This is a genomic window from Streptomyces sp. TG1A-8 (assembly GCF_030499535.1).
Classification (GTDB): domain Bacteria; phylum Actinomycetota; class Actinomycetes; order Streptomycetales; family Streptomycetaceae; genus Streptomyces.
Window position 1 is genome coordinate 846,120 of sequence record NZ_JASTLB010000001.1, and the last position, 20,476, is coordinate 866,595.

Sequence of the window (20,476 nt, forward strand, 5' to 3'; positions counted from 1 at the left end):
ACGGCGTGTCGAGAGCGTGGGGGCACGGGTGGGCGAGGGGCGTGGGGGGCGCCGGGCCGGCGGTGCGGCCGGCCCGGCGCGGTGGTGCTGCGGGGCCCGTCAGGCTCCGGCGTTCTCCATGCGCTCGCGCAGGCTGCGCGGGCGCATGTCGGTCCAGACCTCGTCGACGTAGGCGGAGCACTCGGCCTCGGTGCCCTCCTTGCCGACGGGCTGCCAGCCCGCGGGCACCTCGACGTCGACCGGCCACAGGGAGTACTGCTCCTCGTCGTTGCGCAGCACCTGGTAGCGGGTGTTCTCGTCCATGTCGTCCTCTTCTTCCTCGGTCGTGCGGCGGGGTCCGGTCCGGTCCGCCGTGGTGGGGTGCGGGTCCGCGGGCAGGTGCCGGCGGGTCGGGGCGCGGGGCGACCGCGGGCCGTGCCGGACCGGGCGCCGGGGCGGTGGCTCGGGGGGGCCGGGAGTGGTCACCGGCCTCCCCGGGCGTGGTGGGCGATGTGCCGCAGCGCCTCGGCGAACTCCTCGGCGACGCGACGCACGGTCTGCGTGTCGTGCAGGGCGGGCCGGTGGTGCCAGGTGAAGGCGAGCCGGCCGTGCTGCACCGCGCCCACCACCTCCACCAGGTGCGAGCCGGCGTCCCGGGGGTCGTGGTCCTGCCCGAAGGAGCCGTGCTCGGCGCGCACCAGACCGCCGTCGGAGTCCTCGGGGCGCGCGTCCCACTGGCCGAGGTAGTTGAACACCACCTGTCCGTGCGCGCTGCCGCCGAGGCGCTCGCGGACCTCGGGCGGGCCGAAGGTGCGCAGGGCGCCGAAGCCGAGCCCGTTGCCGGGCACCGCGCGCAACTGGCGGCGCACCGACTTCACCAGGGACCGCCAGTCCCGGTCCGCGGCGAGGTCGCCGGGGTCGGGCACGTGGACGGCGACCGGGTACACGGTGGTGAACCAGCCGACGGTGCGGGAGAGGTCGACGCCGTCGAGCAGGTCCTCGCGGCCGTGTCCCTCCAGGTCGAGGCGGACCCGGTCGCTGCCCCGCCAGCGGGCCAGGGCCAGGGCGAGCGCGGCGAGCAGCACGTCGTTGACCCGGGTGCGGTAGGCCGTCGGGGCGGCGCGCAGCAGGGCCGCGGTGTCCTCCTCGCCCAGTTCCACGCTGACCGTCGCGGTCCGGGCCGCCTCGGGCCCGGGGGCCGCGTCCGCGGGGGCGGGTTCGGCCCGCACCGCGTCCTCCCAGTGGGGCAGTTCGTGGTCGAGGCCGCCCTCGGCGACGTGCGCGGCGAGCCGGCGGGACCACTCCCGGAAGCTGGTGCCGCGCTCCCCCAGCGTGACCGGGTCCCCGCCCGCCGCCTGCTGGTAGGCGGTCTCCAGGTCGTCGCGCAGGACCCGCCAGGAGACGGCGTCGACGACCAGGTGGTGGGCGACGAGGAGGAGGAACACCGGCCGGCCCGGGTCCCCGGTGAACAGCGCCGCCCGCAGGTGCGGGCCGCGGGCCAGGTCGAAGCCGGCGTGCAGTGCGTCGGCGGCCTTCTCCATGGCCGTGTCGGCCTCCTCCGCGGACAGGCCGGTCAGGTCGTGCTGGACGAGGACGTCCTCGTCCCCGCCGGGCGGCGGGTTGAACTGGTGCCAGCCGTCCTCGTCGCGGGTGAACCGCATGCGCAGGGCGTCGTGGTGCTCCACCAGGGCGGCGAGGGCGGCGCGCAGTGCCCGCGGGTCGGGGGCGCCGCCGAGTTCGAACAGCGCCGACTGGTTGAAGTGGTGGTGGGCGGCGCGCGGGGTGGTCAGGAACCACTCCTGGATCGGGGTGAGCGGCACCTCGCCGGTCACCGGGCCGTCCCCGCGCCGTTGCGGCGCGCCGCGGACGACGGTGGCGAGTTCGGCCACGGTCTGGTGCGTGAACAGGTCCCGGGTGGCCAGGTGCAGGCCGTCCCGGCGCAGGCGCGAGACGACCTGCATGCTCAGGATGGAGTCGCCGCCGAGGGCGAAGAAGTTGTCGTCGGCGCCGACCTCCTCGATGCCGAGGACGTCCGCCCAGATGCGGGCGATGCGGCGCTCGGTGTCGGTGCGGGGCGCGGTGCGCGGTCCGTCGGCCGCCTGCGCCGGCCCGGGGGCGGGCAGGGCGCGCCGGTCGGTCTTGCCGTTCGGGGTGAGCGGCAGCCGCTCCAGCGGCACGAAGACCGAGGGCACCATGTGCGGCGGCAGCAGTTCGGCCAGGTGCTCCCGCAACCGCCCGGCGGGCGCCCGCTCCGGCAGGGGGTCGGCGGAGTCCCGCGCCGGGACGACGTAGGCCACGAGCCGGGCGGGACCGGCCGGTCCGTCCCCGCCGTCCCCCCGGGCGTCGGCCCGTACGACGACCACCGCGTCGCGCACCAGCGGGCTGCGGCGCAGGGCACCCTCGATCTCGCCGGGTTCGATGCGGAAGCCGCGCAGCTTGACCTGGTCGTCCGCCCGTCCGGCGAACCGGAGTGCGCCGTCGGCGCCCCAGCGCACCAGGTCCCCGGTGCGGTACATCCGCTCCCCGGGCGCACCGAACGGGTCGGCGACGAACCGCTGGGCGGTGAGTCCGGGCCGGCCCAGGTAGCCGCGGGCCAGGCCGGGACCCGCCACGTACAGCTCCCCGGTCACGCCGGGCGGGACGGGACGCAGCGCACTGTCGAGGACGCGGACGCGGGTGGCGCCGGAGGGGCGGCCGATGGGCGGGGCGCCCTCCCCCGGGGACAGCGGTCCGGTCCAGGTGGCGACCACGGTGGCCTCGGTGGGCCCATAGCTGTTGATCATGCGCCGGCCGGGTGCCCAGGTCTGGACCAGGTCGGCCGGGCAGGCCTCGGCGCCGACGATCAGCGTGCGCAGGCAGGGCAGCGCGCCGGCCGCCTCGGGCGGGACGGTGGCCAGCGCCGCCGGCGGGATCAGCGCGTGGGTGACGCGCCGGCCGGCGAGCACCTCGGCCAGCCGCTCGCCGACGAGCGGCCCCTCCTCGCCCGTCACCAGCGAGGCCCCGCTGAGCAGGGACACGCACAGCTCCAGCACCGAGGCGTCGAAGCTCGGCGAGGCGAACTGCAGCACCCGGTCGCCGGGGCCCGCGGCGTACTGCTCGGCGGCGGCCGCGGCGAAGGAGGCGAGGCCGCGGTGGGTCACCGTCACGCCCTTGGGGGTGCCGGTCGACCCGGAGGTGTAGATGACGTAGGCGGGGTGGCCGGGGGTCAGCGCGGTGGTGCGGTCGGCGTCCGTGGGCGCCGTGTCCGGCCCCTCGGCGGCCCACACCCCGGCCGGGTCGTCGAGCACCAGCCGGGCACCGGCGTCGCGGATCATGAACGTCCGGCGTTCCGCGGGGTAGTTCGGATCGACGGGCAGGAAGGCGCCGCCGGCCTTGGTGACGGCGAGCTGGGCGATCACGGTCTCCGCCGAGCGCGGCAGGGCCAGGGCCACCACCCACTCGGGTCCGACGCCGAGCCGGATGAGCCGGTGGGCCAGCCGGTTGGCCGCCCGGTCGGCCTCCGCGTACGTCAGCTCCCGGTCCCCGTCCACCAGCGCCACCGCGTCCGGGGTGCGGGCGGCCTGCCGTTCGAACAGCTCGGGCAGGGTCGTCCTGGGCACCGGGCGGAAGGTGCCCCGGCCCTGCTCCAGCAGGGCCTTCAGCTCGTCGTCGGAGGTCAGCGGCAGGGCGCCGAGGGGACGGTCCGGGTCCTCGGCGACGGCGGCCAGCAGGGTGGCGAGCTGGCCGGCCATCCGCTCGGCCGTGGCCGCTTCGAACAGGTCGGTGTTGTAGGTGATCAGGCCGTGCAGCGCCCCGGTGCCGGTCTCGGCGAACTCCAGGGTGAGGTCGAACGCCGCCTGCTCGGAGTCGGGTTCGACGTCGCGGACGTCCAGCCCGGGCAGGTCGAGGTCGGCGGCCGGGGTGTTCTGCAGCACGACCATCACCTGGAAGAGCGGGCTGCGACTGGTGTCGCGGACCGGCTGGACCTCGTCGACCACCCGCTCGAACGGCACGTCCTGGTGGGCGAAGGCGTCCAGGACCGTCTGCCGCACCCCGGTGAGGAAGTCGGCGAAGGGCCGTCCCCCGTCGACGTGCGAGCGCAGCACCAGGGTGTTGACGAAGAAGCCGACGAGGCGCTGCGTCTCGGCCCGGTCGCGCCCGGAGGTGACGGTGCCCACGGCGATGTCCGTTCCGCCGGACAGCCGGGCGAGGTAGGCCTGGGCGGCGGCGACGAGCGTGGTGAACAGGGTGGTCCCCCGCTCCCTGGCGAGCCGCGTCAGGCGCCGGGCCGTCCGGGCGGGCACCTCCAGGCGGGTGGTGGCGCCGTTGCTGGTGCGCACCGCCGGCCGGGGCCGGTCGGTGGGCAGTTCCAGCGGCTCGCCGCCGGCCAGCCGCTCCTTCCAGTAGGCGAGCTGCTCCTGTGCGCCGGTGCCGCCGGCGGTGCGCTGCCAGTGCGCGTAGTCGGCGTACTGCACCGGCAGCGGCGGCAGTTCCTCGCGCGTGACGCCGAGTTCGGCGCGGTAGAGGTGGGCCAGGTCACCGAGCAGGACGGAGGTCGACCAGCCGTCGGTGACGATGTGGTGCAGGGTGAGGGTCAGGACGTGGTCGCCGGCACCGAGCCGGACCAGTCCGGTGCGCAGCAGCGGCCCCCGGCGCAGGTCGAAGGGGCGGGTGCGCTCCTCGGCCAGCAGACGGCGCAGGACTCCCTCCCGTTCCCCCTCGGGGAGTCCGGACAGGTCGCGCAGCGGCAGGGGGACGTCCTGCGGCGGATGGACGATCTGGACGCCGTGGCCGTCGACGCTGTCGAAGGTGGTGCGCAGCGACTCGTGCCGCGCCACCAGGGCGCCGAACGCCGCGCCCAGGGCAGCGGTGTCGGGCGTGCCGCGCAGGCGCAGCGCGAGCGCGGTGACGTACTCGGCGCCACCGGGTGCGAACTCCTCCAGGAACCACAGGCGCTGCTGGGCGTACGACATCGGCGCGACCGCGTCGCGGGCGACGGGGACGATGGCCGGGCGCGCGCCGCCCCGCTGTGCGGCGAGCAGTTTCGCCAGGCCGGCCGGGGTGGGCTCGGTGAACACCGCGCGGGGGGTGAGGTCGGTGCCGAAGACCTCGGCCAGACGGGAGGCGAGCCGGATGCTGAGGATCGAGTCGCCGCCCAGTCCGAAGAAGTCGTCCTCCACACCGGGCGGTTCGATGCCGAGGACGTCGCCGAAGACCTCCGCCGTGCGGCGCTCGGCCTCGGTCCGCGGTTCGACCCGCCCGGTGCCGGCCGGGACCTCGGGCGCGGGCAGCGCCGCCCGGTCGACCTTGCCGTTGCCGCTCAGGGGCAGGGCCTCCAGCGGGACGAACGCGGTGGGGACGAGGTAGTCGGGCAGGGTACGGGCGGCGAAGGCCCGCAGTCCCGCCTCGTCCTGTCCGGCCGGGCCGACCACGTAGGCCACGAGCCGCCTGGCGCCGGGCCGGTCCTCGCGGGCCAGCACGGCCACGTCGGCGACGCCGGGGTGGGCCGCGAGCACGGCCTCGACCTCGCCGGGCTCCACCCGGAAGCCGCGGATCTTCACCTGGTCGTCGGCACGGCCGAGGAACTCCACGGTGCCGTCCGGCCGCCGCCGGGCCAGGTCGCCCGTGCGGTACATGCGGGCTCCGGGCGGGCCGGCGGGGTCGGCGAGGAAGCGGGCCGCGGTGTCGCCGGGACGGCCCAGGTAGCCGCGCGCGAGGCCCTCGCCGGCCAGGTACAGCTCGCCCGCGCAGCCCGGCGGGACGGGTCGCAGGCGGGCGTCGAGGACGAGCACCCGCATGTCGTCCAGCGGGTGGCCGACGGGCACGGTGGCGGGCACCGCCGCCGCGTCGGTGAGGGCGAAGGACGTCGCGAAGGTGGTGGTCTCGGTGGGACCGTAGCCGTCCACCACGCTCAGGCCGGGGCAGGCGGCCAGCACCCGGCGCACCGCCGCGGCGGGGACGACGTCACCGCCGGTCCACACCTGGCCGAGGCCCCGGAAGCAGTCCGGCGCGTCCTGCGCGAGCAGCCGGAAGAGGCCGGCGGTCAGCCACAGCGCCGTCAGCCCGTCCTCGGCGGCCAGGCGCCGCACCAGGTCCGCGTCCACGCTGCCGGGGGCCACGACCACGCAGCCGCCGTTGAGCAGCGGCGCCCACACCTCGAAGGTGGCGGCGTCGAAGGCCACCGGCGAGTGCAGCAGCACCCGTGCGCACACCCCGCCGGCGAAGCGGCTGTCGGTGGCCAGTGCCGCCACGTCGCGGTGGCGTACCGCCACCGCCTTGGGCCGGCCGGTGGAACCGGAGGTGAACATGACGTACGCCAGCCGGTCGGGGTCGGCGGGCGGCACGGACCCGCCCGCGGCGGCGGCCTCGGCCCCGGTGGCGTCCACCGCGCTGACGTCCGCCGCCGTGACGTCCGCCGCCGTGAGCCGGACGGTGGCGCCGGCCTGGGCGAGCAGGGTGCGGCGGCGCTCCTCGGGGGCGCGGGTGTCGACGGGCACGTAGGCGCCGCCCGCCCTGAGCACCGCGAGCTGGGCGACGACGAGCTCGGCCGAGCGGTCCATCAGCAGCGCCACCCGGTCCTCGGGCGCCAGGCCGCCGGCCCGCAGCCGGGCGGCGAGCCGGCCGGACCACTCCGCGAGCCGGCGGTAGGTCAGCCCGCGGTCGCCGTCGCGGACCGCGGGCGCGTCCGGGGTGCGGCGGGCCTGCTCGGCGAACAGGTCCACCGGGCTGCGCGGGGCCACCCGGCGGGCCGGGGCGTTCCAGGCCGCCAGCAGCTCCCGGTCGGCCGGGGTGAGCAGGTCCAGGTCGTCGAGGCCGCCGTCGAGGCCGTCGGCGAGGGTGGTGAGCAGGCCGGCCAGGCGGTCCACGGCCCGCTCGACGGTGGAGCGGTCGAACAGGGCGGGGTCGTAGGCCAGGTCGAAACCGAGCCGTTCGGTCAGGTGGGCGCGTAGGCACCAGGGGAAGGTGGTGGCGTCGTCGGCGCGCACCTCCGTCACGCGGACGCCGGTGCGGGCCGCGGCCGCCTCGTCCACGGGGTAGTTCTCGAACACCACCATGCTGTCGAACAGCGCCTCGCCGGCCGGGACCGCGGTGACGGCCTGGATGCGGGGCAGCGCGAGGAAGTCGAAGCGGCGGGCGTCGCTCTGCCGCTCCTGCAGGTCGCGCAGCCACGGCAGCACCCCGCCGCCGGGGACGCGGACCCGGGTCGGCACGGTGTTGATGAACATGCCGATCATGGTCTCGACGCCGGGCAGCTCGGCCGGGCGGCCGGAGACGGTGGTGCCGAACAGCACGTCGTCGCGTCCGCCGGAACGGGCCAGCAGCAGCGCCCAGGCGCCCTCCACCACGGTGTTGACGGTGAGTCCGGCGCGGGCGGCGGTCTCCCGCAGCCGCTGTGACACCTCCCGGTCCAGCTCGTGGTGGACGGCCTCGGTGGAGCGGGCGCGGTGGGCCTCGGCGGGCGTGCGGTCGTACGGCAGCGGGGTGCGGGCCGTGAAACCGGCCAGGGCACCGGCCCAGTGCCGTTCGGCCGCCGCCGCGTCCTGGTCGCGCAGCCAGTGCAGGAAGTCCGCGAAGGGCCGCCGCGCCGGGGGTGCCGCGCCGGGGCCGCCGGTCGGCGCGGCGTACCGCTCGCACACCTCGGTCAGCAGTTGTCCGGTGCTCCAGCCGTCCAGGACGATGTGGTGGGTGGACCACACCAGCAGCACCTCGTCGCCGGGCAGGGCGGCCAGGGTGAGGCGGGTGAGCGGCGCGGTGCCCAGGTCCATGCCCGCGGCACGGTCCTCGGCGAGCAGCCGTTCGGTCTCGGCCGCCTGCCGCCCGGGCGCCAGGTGGCGCCAGTCGAGGTGTGTGACGGGCAGCTCGGTGTGGCGGTGGACCACCTGGACCGGGTGGGGCAGGCCCTTCCAGTGCACGCTGGTGCGCAGTGCCGGGGTGCGGTCGGTGACCCGCTGCCAGGCCTCGGCGAACGCGCGCGGGTCGGCCACCCCGGCCAGGCGCACCGCCGTGCGGTCGAAGTAGGCGCCCTCGGTGCCGACCAGCCCGTGGAAGAGCATGCCGGACTGCAGCGGGGTGAGCGGCAGGACGTCCTCGACGTGCCGGCCGTCGCCCACGAGCAGGTCGAGCTGGTCCTGGGTGAGGCCGGCCAGCGGGAAGTCCGACGGCGTGCGGCCGCCGGCGTCGGGGCTGGCGCAGTGCGCGACGATGTCGCGCAGTGCCGCGACCGTGTCCTCGGCCAGCCGGCGGACGGTGTCCTCGTCGTAGACCGCCGCCGGGTAGGTCCAGCCCAGTTCGAGCCGTCCGTCCTGCACCACGCCCGTGATGTCCAGGAGGTAGGGGCGTGCCTCGTCCGGGTCGGTGTCGCGTCCGGCCGGGGGCAGCGCGGCGCCGTAGAGGCCGCCGGTGCCGGTGCCGCCCGCGTCCCACTGTCCGTGGTAGTTGAAGCCGACCTGCGGCGCCGGGGCGCCGGCCAGCGGGCTGCCGGGGACCAGGTGGCGCAGGGCACCGTGGCTGAGGCCGTGCAGCGGGACGGCGCGCAGCTGCTCCTTGACCGAGCGCAGCGTGTCGTGCCAGCCGGCGTCCGGGTCGACGCACAGGGCGAGCGGGAACTCGGCGGTGAACCAGCCCACCGTCCGCGACAGGTCCACGTCCTCGAAGAGGTCCTCGCGGCCGTGCCCCTCCACGCCGACCAGGACGGTGTCGCGTCCGCACCAGCGGGCCAGGGTGCGGCCCAGGGCGCTGAGGAGGACGTCGTTGACCTGGGTGCGGTAGGCCTCGGGGACCTGGCGCAGCAGGGCGCCGGTGGTCTGCGCGTCCAGGGCGACGGTGACGGTGGCGGCGGTGCCGTGGGTGTTGGGACCGGTCCGGCCGGCGGGCAGGCCGGCCGGCGCGGCGCAGGTGCGCGCCCAGTGGTCCAGGTCGGCGTCCAGGGCGCCGGAGCGGGTGTGCGCGTCGAGCCGGGCGGCCCAGTGGCCGTAGGAGGTGCCCGCGGCGGGCAGTTCCACGGCCTGCCCGGCGGTGGCCGCACGGTGGGCGGCTTCCAGGTCGGCCAGCAGGACGCGCCAGGACACGCCGTCGACCGCCAGGTGGTGGACGGTGACGACCAGCTGGCCCGCGCGCTCCGGGCCCCGGTCGAAGAACAGCACCCGCACCACCCGGCCCGCGACCGGGTCGAGGGCGGCCTGCGCGTCGTCGGTGACCTGCTGCACCCGCGCCTCCAGCGCCGCGTCGTCCAGGCCGGCCACGTCGTGGCGGGCGAAGACGGCGTCCGGTGCCCCGGCCAGGACCTCCTGGCGCCAGCCGGTGCCGGTGTGCCGGAACCGGGTGCGCAGGGCCGCGTGCCGGCGCACGAGGGCGTCGGTGGCCCGGTGCAGGGCCGACGGCTCGGTGCCGGGGGCCAGTTCCAGGCGCTGCGTCATGGTGAAGCGCAGCCTGCTCCCCGGGCCCCGGTCGTCCAGGTACCAGTGCTGGATGGGGGTGAGCGGTGCCTCGCCGGGCGGGGTGTCGCCGGTCACCGCCGGGCGTGGGGCCGACTCGCCGACGCGCAGCGCGAGTTCGGCGACGCTCTGGTGCCGGAAGACGTCCTTGGTGGTGAGGGCGAGTCCGGCCTGCCGGGCACGGGCGACGATCTGGATGCTGAGGATGGAGTCGCCGCCGAGCGTGAAGAAGTTGTCCCGCGCGCCGACCCGGGGCACGCCGAGCACCTCGGCCCAGATGGCGGCGAGGCGTTCCTCCGTGCCGGGCCGGGGGGCCACGTAGGGGGTGGCTCCGTCGGGCTGGGCGGGCGGGGCGGGCAGCGCGCGCCGGTCCGTCTTGCCGCTGGTGGTGCGCGGGATGCGGGCCAGCGGGACGAACGCGGTGGGCACCATGTGGTCGGGCAGTGTCCGGCGCAGCCCGACGCGCAGTTCGTCGGGCCGCGGGTCGCGGTCGCCGGCCGGCACCACGTAGGCGACGAGCATCAGCCGGCCGGCGTGCTCGCGGGCGCTGACCGCGGCGTCGGCGACGCCGGGCAGGGCGAGGAGGGCGGCCTCCACCTCGCCGGGTTCGATGCGGAAGCCGCGGATCTTGACCTGTCCGTCGACGCGGCCGAGGAACTCCAGCAGCCCGCCCTCGTCCCAGCGGGCCCGGTCGCCGGTGCGGTACATCCGCTCCCCCGGCGCCCCGAACGGGTCGGCCGGGAAGCGGGCGGCGGTCAGGCCGGGCCGGTTCAGGTAGCCGCGGGCCACCTGGGCCCCGGCCAGGTACAGCTCGCCGGGCACGCCGGGCGGTACCGGGCGCAGGGCGCCGTCGAGCACGTAGGCGCGCAGGTTGCCGCCGGGGCGGCCGATCACCGGGCGGCCGGGCCGGTCGGCGCAGCGGACGTAGACGGCGTCGACGGTGCACTCGGTGGGTCCGTACATGTTGTACGCGGTGACGCCCCACCGCTCCTCGGCCGCGGCGAGTTCACGCCAGGTGGCGGCGGGGACGGCCTCGCCGCCGACGAGCAGCAGGGCCGGGTGGTGGCGGCCGGGCGCGAGCAGGCCCGCGGACAGGAGTTCGCGCAGGAAGGACGGGGTGACGTTCACCAGGTCCAGGCGGCGGCCGGCGATCCGGGCGCAGAACGCCTCCGGGTCCAGGCGCACGTCCTCGTCGATGAGGTGCACCTCCTGGCCGAGGGCCAGCAGCAGCGCTCCCTCCCAGGAGGTGTCGAAGGCGAAGGAGGCGCTGAGCGCGGCGCGCAGCCGGCGGCCGTCCCCGGTGTGCGGGGCGAGCAGGCCGTCGCGGTGGTCGTGGCAGAGGTTGACCAGCTGCCGGTGTTCGACGGCGACGCCCTTGGGGCGACCGGTGGAGCCGGAGGTGTAGACGACGTAGGCCGTGTGCTCCGGCAGCAGCGGGCGGATCCGGTCGGAGTCGGCCGGGTCGTGGGCGGGCAGCCGGTCCCAGGGGACCTCGTCCAGGTCGGTCAGCAGCGTGTGCGGCCGGGCGTCGTCGAGGAGGAGGGCGACGCGCTCCGCGGGCAGGTCGGGGTCGAGGCAGAGCAGGGTGGCACCGGCCTTGAGGACCGCCAGCAGCGCCACCACCAGGTCGCTGGTGCGCGGCAGGCGCACCCCGACCACCCGTTCGGGTCCGGCGCCGAGGGCGATGAGGTGGTGGGCGAGCCGGTTGGCCCGCTCGTTGAGCGCGGCGAAGTCGAGGGTGGCGTCGCGGGCCACCAGGGCGGTGAGGTGCGGGGTGCGGGCGGCCCGCGCCTCGAACAGGGCGGTGAAGGTGGTGTCCGCGGCGGGCAGCCGCATGCCCCGTCCCTGCCGCAGCAGGTGCCGCCGTTCGGCGTCGGTCATCAGCGGCAGGGCGCCCACGGCGCGGCCGGGGTCCTCGGCCGCCGCTTCCAGCAGCAGCCGCAGCCGGGCCGCCAGGCGTTCGGCGGTGCCGGTGTCGAACAGGCCGGTGTTGTACTCCAGGTAGCCGGTGAGGCCGCCGTCCTGTTCGACGAAGTCGAAGGCGAGGTCGAAGGCGGCGTTGCGGACCGGCGGTGTCACCGGTTCCACCTCCAGGCCGGGCAGCCGGGGTGTGCGGGTGCCGAGGTTGTGCAGGGCCACCATGACCTGGAAGAGCGGGGTGCGGCTGGTGTCCCGCTCCGGCTGGAGGGCGTCGACCACGCGCTCGAAGGGCACCTCCTGGTGGGCGAAGGCCTCCAGGACCGTGGTGCGCACCTGCGCCAGCAGGTCGCGGAACGGCAGCTCGGGGCGCACCCGTGCGCGCAGCACCAGCGTGTTGACGAACATGCCGACCAGGTCGTGCAGTTCGGGCCGCTCGCGGCCGGCGGTGACGGTGCCGACGGTGACGTCCTCCTGGCCGGCCCAGCGGGCGAGCAGGACCTGGCAGGCGGTCACCAGGGTGGCGTAGAGGGTGGCGTCGACCTCCCGCCCCCGTTCGCGCAGCCGCTCGGTGAGGGCGGCGGGCAGCGTGAAGGTGACCAGGGCGCCCTCGCGGGTGCGGACGGCCGGGCGCGGCCGGTCGGTGGGCAGCTCCAGCGGGGTGACGCCGTCCAGGGTCCGGCGCCAGTGGGCGAGGTCGGCCTCGGCGCGGTCGGTGCGGGCACGCTGCCAGGCGGCGTAGTCGGTGTGGCGCACGCGCAGGGCGGGCAGGTCGGGGCGGCGGTCCTCCAGGGCCGCCGCGTACAGCTCGCCCAGGTCGCGGCCCAGGACGCCCAGCGACCAGCCGTCGGTGGCGATGTGGTGCACGGCCAGGACGAGGACGTGCTCGGCCGGGCCGGACCGGGCCAGGCGGGCGCGCAGCAGCGGCCCGGTGGTGAGGTCGAACGGGGTGTCGGCCTCGCGTTCGAGGAGGGCCTCCAGGGCGGCGTCACCGTCGGGCAGGTCCTCCAGCGGGAGGTCCACGGGGTACGGCGGGCGGACGACCTGCCGCGCCCGGCCGTCGTGTTCGGCGAACGTCGTGCGCAGCGCCTCGTGCCGGGCGACCAGGCCGTCCAGGGCGGCGCGCAGGGCGGACCGGTCGAGCCTGCCGCGCAGGCGCAGGACCGACAGCGTCGTGTACTCGGTGCTGCCCGGTTCGAACCGGTCGAGGAACCACAGGCGTTGCTGGGCGTACGACAGCGGCGGCTCGGTGTCAGGGGCGGCGGCCGGGATGGCGTCGGCCGGGGCGGCGCCGTCGCCGGCCGGGTCGCCCAGGGCCGCCGCGAGGTCCGCCAGCCGGGGGTGGGTGAACAGCAGCCGGGGCGAGACGTCCGCGCCGAAGGCCGCGCGCAGCCGGGAGGTGACGCGGACGGCGAGGATGGAGTCGCCGCCGAGGGCGAAGAAGTCGTCGTCGGCGCCCACCTCGCCGGTGGCCAGGACGTCCGCCCACGCGGCGGCGACGAGGTGCTCGGCGGGCGTGTGCGGTGCGGTGCGCCCGCCGCCGGCGGCGAAGCCGTCGGGACCGGGCGCGGGCAGGGCGCGCCGGTCCAGCTTGCCGTTGGCGGTGAGCGGCAGCGCCGCCAACGGCACGTAGGCGGCGGGCACCATGTGGGCCGGCAGCAGCTTCTCCAGGTGCGCGCGCAGTTCGGCGGCCGGGGGCGGCGGGACGGCGCTGCCACCGCTGCCGGTGCCGACGACGTGGGCCACCAGGCGGCGCGTCCCGGCGGAGTCCTGGTGGACGCCCACGGCGGCCGCGCCCACGCCGGGGTGGGCGTGCAGGGCGGCCTCGATCTCGCCGGGCTCGATGCGGTAGCCGCGGATCTTGACCTGCTGGTCGGCGCGGCCCAGGTACTCCAGGGTGCCGTCGGACCGCCGGCGGGCCCGGTCGCCGGTGCGGTACATGCGGGTGCCGGGCCGGCCGAACGGGTCGGCGACGAAGCGGGCCGCGGTCAGGCCGGGCCGGTTGAGGTAGCCCCGGGCCAGGCCCTCCCCGGCCACGTACATCTCGCCCACGGCGCCCGGCGGTACCGGTTCGAGGGCTTCGTCGAGGACGTGCACGCGCAGGTCGGGGATGCCGGTGCCGATGGGGCTCGCCGTGCCGGTGCGGGCCGTCGCACCGTCCAGCGGGGCGTAGGTGACGTGCACGGTGGTCTCGGTGATGCCGTACATGTTCACCAGGCGCGGTGCGGTGTCCGGGTGGCGGGCGTACCAGTCGGCGAGCCGGGAGGCGTCCAGCGCCTCGCCGCCGAAGACCACCGTGCGCAGTGCCAGCCGGGCCCCGAGGGCGGGGTGTTCGGCGTCCGCGCGCGCCAGCGGGTAGAAGGCGGACGGGGTCTGGTTGAGGACGGTGACCCGTTCGTCGGCGAGCAGGCGCAGGAAGTCCTCCGGGGAGCGGGCGGTGTCCTCGGGGACGACGACGAGCCGGCCGCCGTGCAACAGCGGGCCCCACAGCTCCCACACCGAGAAGTCGAAGGCGTAGGAGTGGAACAGGGTCCACACGTCGTCGGGGCCGAAGCCGAACCAGTGCCGGGTGCGGTCGAACAGCCGGACCACGTTGGCGTGCGGGACGACGACGCCCTTGGGGCGGCCGGTGGAGCCGGAGGTGAAGATGGTGTAGGCGGGGCTCTCGGGCAGCGGGCGGCGGGCCGGGTCCGCCGGGGCGGTCCGCGGGAGCCGTGCCAGGGCGGCGCGCTCCCCGGCGTCGTCCAGCAGCAGGCGGGGTACGGCGCCGTCCCCGGCGCGTGCGGCGGTCTCCGCGGTGGTCACCAGCGCCACCGGGGCGGCGTCGGCGAGCAGCGCGCCGATGCGTTCGGCGGGCAGCGCGGGGTCGATGGGCAGGTAGGCGGCGCCGGCCTTGAGGACGGCGAGGACGGCCACGACCAGGTCGGTGGAGCGGGGCAGCGCGAGCGCCACGTACCGTTCGGGTCCGGCGCCGAGTCCGGCGAGCCGGTGGGCGAGCCGGTTCGCCCGCGCCTCCAGCGCGGCGTAGTCGAGGCGGTCGTCGCCGCAGGACACGGCTTCGGCGCGGGGGGTACGCGCCGCCTGCGCCTCGAAGCGGTCCACCAGGGTCTCGGCGGGCCGGCCCTCTTCGGTGCCGTTCCACTCGACGAGCATGCGCCGCCGTTCGTCGGCGGTCGTCCAGGCCAGGCTGTGCAGCGGGCGGTCCGGGTCGTCGGCCAGCTCGGTGAGCAGCAGGCACAGCCGACCGGCCAGGGCCCGCACGGTCGCGGCGTCGAACAGCGCGGGGTCGTAGGCGAGGTCGAAGCCGAGGCGTTCGCCCTGGTGGGCCCGCAGGACGAGGGGGTAGTTGGTGGCGTCCCGGGAGGAGACCTCGGCCAGGCGCAGGCCCGAGGCCGCCGAACGGGCCTCGTCGAAGGGGTAGTTCTCGAAGGCGACCATGCTGTCGAACAGGGCGCTGCCGGCGGGCACGTCGCTCAGGCCGGTCAGCTCGGCGAGGGACACCGCGGCGAACCGCCGTGCCTGGGCCTGGCCCTCCTGGAGGTCCCTGAGCCAGTCGGCGGCCCGGCGCCGGCCGTCGACGCGGACGCGGGTGGGCAGGGTGTTGATGAACATGCCGACCATCGACTCCACGCCGGGCAGGTCGTCGGGACGGCCGGAGACGGTGGTCCCGAACAGCACGTCCCGCTCGGCGCTGTAGCGCGACAGCAGCAGCGCCCAGGCGCCCTGCACCACGGTGCCGAGCGTCAGCCCGGCGGCCCGGGCGGTGCGCGCGAGGCGCGCGGACACCTCGTCGGACAGCGCGGCGGTGTGCACGTCCGCGGAGCGGGACTCGTGTCCCGCGGGCCGGACGCGGTCGGCGGGCAGCGGGGTCGGGGTGGCGAAGCCGTCGAGGACGCCCCGCCAGTACGCCCGGGCGGCGTCGGCGTCCTGGCCGGCCAGCCAGCGCACGTAGTCCCCGAAGGGCCGCCGGGCGGGCGGGTGGGCGGCGGTGCCCGCGGTGAGCGCCGCGTACTCCTCGAACACCTCGGTGAGGACCTGGGCGAGGCTCCAGCCGTCCAGGATGAGGTGGTGGGAGGTCCACAGCAGGTGCAGGCGGGCGTCCGGCAGCCGGACCAGGGTGAGCCGCATGAGGGGTGCCGTGCCGAGGTCCAGGCCGCGCGCGAGGTCGTCGGCGCGCAGCCGAGCCAGCCGCTCGGCCCGCTCCTGCGGACCGGTCCGCCGCCAGTCCAGCTGGGTGACGGGCACGCGCACGCGGCGGTGCACGACCTGGAGCGGGACCGGCACGCCCTCCCAGACCACCGAGGTGCGCAGGGCCGGCGTGCGGTCGGTCACCCGCTGCCAGGCCGTCGCGAGGGCGTCCGGGTCGCCGACGCCCTCCAGCAGCAGCGCGGCCTGGTCGACGTACACGTCGTCCGGCCCGCCGACCAGGCGGTGGAAGAGCATGCCCTCCTGGAGCGGGGTGAGCGGCAGCAGGTCCTCCACGTCCCGGCCGTCCCCGGCCAGACGGTCCACCCCGGCCTGGTCCAGGCCGGCCAGCGGGAAGTCGGAGGGGGTGCGGCCGCCCGCGCCGGGGCGGGCGCAGTGCTCGGCGATGGCGGCGAGGGCGCGGACCATGCCGTCCGCGAGCCGGCGGACGGTGTCCGCCTCGTGCACCCGGTCGCTGTAGTGCCAGGCGATCTCCAGTTCGCCGTTGGCCACCACGGCCGAGACGTCCAGCAGGTGGTCCAGCGGCTCGCCGGGGTCCGTGTCCCCGCCCGGGGCGTCGGCGACCGGGGCGAAGTCCCCCGTCCCGGACGCCTCCCACTGTCCGTGGTAGGTGAAGCACACCTGCGGCAGGGGCAGTTCCCGCAGGGCGCGGGCGGACGGGTCGGGCGAGCCGAGGCGGGCCAGCGCCTCGTAGCCCAGGCCGCGGCGGGGCACGGACCGCAGCCGTTCCTTGACGGACTTCAGCGTGGCGGCCCAGTCGGGTGCGCCGGACGGGCCCGCCGGGACGAGGGTGACGGGGTACTGGGTGGTGAACCAGCCGACCGTCCTCGACAGGTCGACGCCCTCGACCAGGTCCTCCTCGCGGCCGTGCCCCTCCAGGGCGACGGTCACCCGCCCGGCGCCGGTCCAGTCGGCGAGGACCCGGCCCAGCGCGCTCAGCAGCACGTCGTTGACCTGGGTGCGGTAGGCGGCCGGGACCCGCCGCAGCAGCGCCCCGGTGGTGGCGCGGTCCACCCGGGTGCGCACGGTGCGCACGGACCCGGCGAGCGGGGTGCCGGGCAGGTCCACGGGCAGCGGGGTGCGCGCCTCGGCGGCCTCCGCGGTCCAGTACGGCAGGTCCTCGTCGAGGTCGCCGGCCCGCACGCGGTCGGCGAGCCCGCGGGCCCAGTCGGTGAACGGGGTGTGTTCGGGCTCCAGTTGCGGTGCCCCGCCCGCCGCGGCCTGCCGGTAGGCCTGTTCGAGGTCGGTGAGCAGCACCCGCCAGGAGACGCTGTCCACCGCCAGGTGGTGGACCGCCAGGAACAGCCGCGGGCGTTCCCCGCCCGGCAGCAGGGCCGCGCGCAGCAGGGCGCCCCCGGCCGGGTCCAGGGCCGCGCGGGCGGCGCCGGCGGCCTCGGCGGGCGCGGTCGCGGGGGCGTGGCGGGTCAGCAGGCCCGTGGCCGGGCCCGCTCCGGGCTGCTGCCGCCAGGTGTCCCCGGACCGGGTGAACCGGGACCGCAGCGCCGGGTGGTGGGCCACGACGGCCTCCAGCGCGCGTTCCAGCGCCTGCTCGTCCAGGTCGCGGGGCAGGTCGAGGAGCATCGACATGCTGAAGTGCCGCAGCGGGCCGTGGGTGGCGAAGAACCACTCCTGGACCGGGGTGAGCGGCGCGGGGCCCTCGTCGTGCGGGCGGCGCGGGGCGGGCACGGCGGCGGTGCGGCCGGCCGCCGCCGCGGCCAGGTCGGCGACGGTCTGGTGGCGGAAGACGTCCTGCGAGCCGAGGTGGAGGCCGGCCGCACGGGCCCGGGAGACGGCCTGGATGCTCAGGATCGAGTCGCCGCCCAGCTGGAAGAAGTTGTCCGTCACGCCCACCCGGGACACGCCGAGCACCTCGGCCCAGATGCCGGCCAGGGTCTCCTCGTCCGGGGTACGCGGGGCCACGAACTCCCGCTGCTCGCCGTCGCCTTCGAGGTCGGGGGCGGGCAGGGCACGGCGGTCCAGCTTGCCGCTGGTGGTCAGCGGCAGCGCGTCCAGCGCGGTGAAGGAGGAGGGCACCATGTGGTCGGGCAGGACCCGCCGCAGCGCCGCCCGCAGCTCGGCGGGGACGGGCCGGGGCGCGCCGGGCGCGGGGACGGTGTAGGCGGCCAGCCGGGTGTGGCCGTGGGCGTCCGGCAGGGCGACGACCGCCGCCGCGCCGACTTCGGGCAGGTCCAGCAGGGCCGCCTCGATCTCACCGGGCTCGATGCGGTGGCCGCGCACCTTGACCTGGTCGTCGGCGCGGCCGAGGTAGTCCAGCCGGCCGTCGGCGGTCCAGCGGACCAGGTCGCCCGTGCGGTACATGCGCGTCCCGGGCGTCCCGTACGGGTCGGCGACGAACCGTGCCGCGGTCAGGCCGGGGCGGTCCGCGTAACCGCGCGCCACCTGGGGGCCCGCGAGGTACAGCTCGCCGCCGACGCCGGGCGGGACGGGCTGGAGCCGGTCGTCCAGGACGTAGGCCCGTACGCCCGGCAGCGGACGGCCCACCAGCGGGCGGTCACCGCCGTCGATGCGGCAGGCCAGCGCGTCGACCGTGCACTCGGTGGGGCCGTAGAAGTTGTAGGCGGCCACGTCCGGGTGGGCGGCCAGGTCCCGCCACAGCGCGGGGCCGACGGCCTCGCCGCCGAGCATGAGGACGCGGGGCCGGTGCCGGGGGTCGGTGAGGAGCCCGGCGGGCAGCAGCTGCCGCAGGTAGGAGGGGGTCACGTCGAGGAAGTCGACGCGGTGCTCGACCACGTACTCCACCAGCGCGGCCGGGTCCATCCGGGTCACCTCGTCCACCAGGTGGAGCGGGTGGCCGTCGGCCATCAGCAGGACGCCTTCGAGGGAGGTGTCGAAGGAGAAGGAGGCCGTCAGCGCCACCCGCAGCGGGCCGCCGCCCGCGTCGGCGACGAAGCCCGCCCGGTGGGCGGCCAGCAGGTGCGCCGCCGAACGGTGCGCCACGGCCACGCCCTTGGGGCGGCCGGTGGAACCGGAGGTGTAGATGACGTAGGCGGTGTTCGCGGGGTGCAGCGGGGCCCGGCGGTCGGCGTCGGTGGGGTCGGTGTCCGGTGCGGTGCCGGGCACGGCGCGCAGCGCGTCCTCGTCCAGGACCAGCGCCGGCCGGGCGTCCGCGAGGAGGTGGCGGACGCGTTCCCCGGGCAGGGCCGGGTCCAGGGGCAGGTAGCCCGCGCCCGACTTCCACACGGCGAGGATCGCCACGATCATGTCGGCGGTGCGCGGCAGTCTGAGGGCGACCAGCCGTTCGGGTCCGGCGCCGAGGGCTATGAGGTGGTGGGCGAGCCGGTTGGCGCGGCCGTTGAGCGTGGCGTAGTCCAGCCGTTCGTCGCCGGCGACCAGGGCGAGGGCGTCCGGGGCCAGGGCGGCCCGGCGCTCGAAGACCTCCGGGTACGTGGTGTCGTCGACGGGGTGCGCGGTGCCGCTCCAGTCACCGGTGACCTGGCGCACCTCCCGCCCGGACAGCAGGGGCAGGGTGCCCAGCGGCCGGTCGGGCTCACCGGCGGCCCCCTCCAGCAGCCGCAGCAGTTGCCCGGCCATGCGCTCGGCCGTGGCCGCGTCGAACAGGTCGGTGCGGTACTCCAGCAGACCGGCCAGGCCGTCCCCGTCGGGCACGAACTCCACGCTCAGGTCGAAGGTGGCCGCCTGCCGGGGCACGGCGACCGGGGAGGCGGCGAGCCCCCGCGGGGCGGTCGCGGCGGGCGGGTCGGGGTGCAGCAGGACCATCACGTCGAACAGCGGGTTGCGGCCCGGCTCGCGGAGTGCGCCCACCGCCTCCACGACGCGCTCGAACGGCGTGTCGCCGTGCGCGAAGGCGTCGTTGACGGTGCCGGCCGCCGTCGCCAGCAGTTCGCGGAAGGACCCGGCGCACTGCACCGGGGTGCGCAGGACGACCGTGTTCACGAAGAAGCCGACGGCCCGTTCCAGGTCGGTGCGCGACCGGCCGGGGGTCAGCGAGCCGAGGGTGATGTCGTCCTCGCCCGACCAGCGGGCCAGCAGGGCCTGCACGCCGGCGACCAGGACGGTGTACAGGGTCGTGCGGGCCTCGGTGGCGAGGTCGCGCAGCCGGGCCGTGAGGGCGGCCGGGACGGTGAAGCCGTGCACGGCGCCGGTGCCCGCCTCCTCGCCGCTGCGCGGCCGGTCCAGGGGCAGCCGGGGGGCCACGGCACCGGCCAGGCGCTCCTTCCAGTGGGCGAGCTGGTGTTCCAGCCGGGGACCGGAGAGCTGCTCGCGCTGCCACACCGCGTAGTCCGGGTACTGCGTCGCCACCGGGGGCAGGTCCGGTGCGGCGCCCCGGGCGAGGGCCTCGTAGGCGGTGCACAGTTCGTCCAGGACGACGCCCATCGACCAGCCGTCGGTGACGATGTGGTGGGCGGTCAGCAGCAGCACGTGGGAGGTGGCCGACTCGCGCAGCAGCAGGGCGCGCAGCAGCGGGCCGCGCAGCAGGTCGAAGGGGCGGGCGTACTCCCGGCGCAGGTCGGCGTCGGTGTCCGCGGTGTCCCGGACCGGCAGCGGCACCGGCCCGGCCGGGTGCACGGTCTGCACCGGCCGGCCGTCGGTCTCGGCGAAGGTGGTGCGCAGTGCCTCGTGGCGGGCCACGACGGCGGCCAGCGCGGCCCCCAGCGCCGTCCGGTCCGGCGCGCCGGTGAGCCGCAGCGCGACGGCGCTGTTGTAACGGGCGTCGCCGGGCCGCAGCCGGTCCAGGAACCACAGGCGCTGCTGGGCGAAGGACAGCGGCAGCGGCCGGTCGCGGTCGGCGCGCGGGATGCCGGCGCGGGCACCGGCGGCGCCGCCGGCCCGGCCGGCCAGCCGCCGGCGCAGCGCCTCCTGCAGGTCCTGGGGCAGGGCCCGGGCGCGGTCCCGCTTGGAGGCCGCCGCGGAGTCCCCGGGATTCGCGGAGTTCGAGGGGTTCGAGGGGTTCGCAGGGGTCGAAGACGTCATAGCCGTCG

General features: G+C 76.9%; 2 protein-coding genes. Both read right to left on the bottom strand.

All coding sequences use genetic code 11. The annotated features are described in order from the left end of the window. Nucleotides 1-99: 99 nt before the first annotated feature. Nucleotides 100-303 carry an MbtH family NRPS accessory protein gene (locus tag QQY24_RS03430; protein WP_301971175.1) on the bottom strand — a complete coding sequence of 68 codons (204 nt, stop codon included), beginning with the start codon at nt 301-303 and terminating at the stop codon, nt 100-102. 158 nt (nt 304-461) lie between these two features. After that, nucleotides 462-20,468, bottom strand: a complete 20,007-nt coding sequence (locus QQY24_RS03435; RefSeq protein ID WP_301971176.1) for a non-ribosomal peptide synthase/polyketide synthase — start codon at nt 20,466-20,468, stop codon at nt 462-464. Nucleotides 20,469-20,476: the final 8 nt, after the last annotated feature.

Bases quoted from the DNA above. Each gene is read 5' to 3' on its own strand.
- QQY24_RS03430 (WP_301971175.1), bottom strand. From the start codon at position 303: ATGGACGAGAACACCCGCTACCAGGTGCTGCGCAACGACGAGGAGCAG.
- QQY24_RS03435 (WP_301971176.1), bottom strand. From the start codon at position 20,468: ATGACGTCTTCGACCCCTGCGAACCCCTCGAACCCCTCGAACTCCGCG.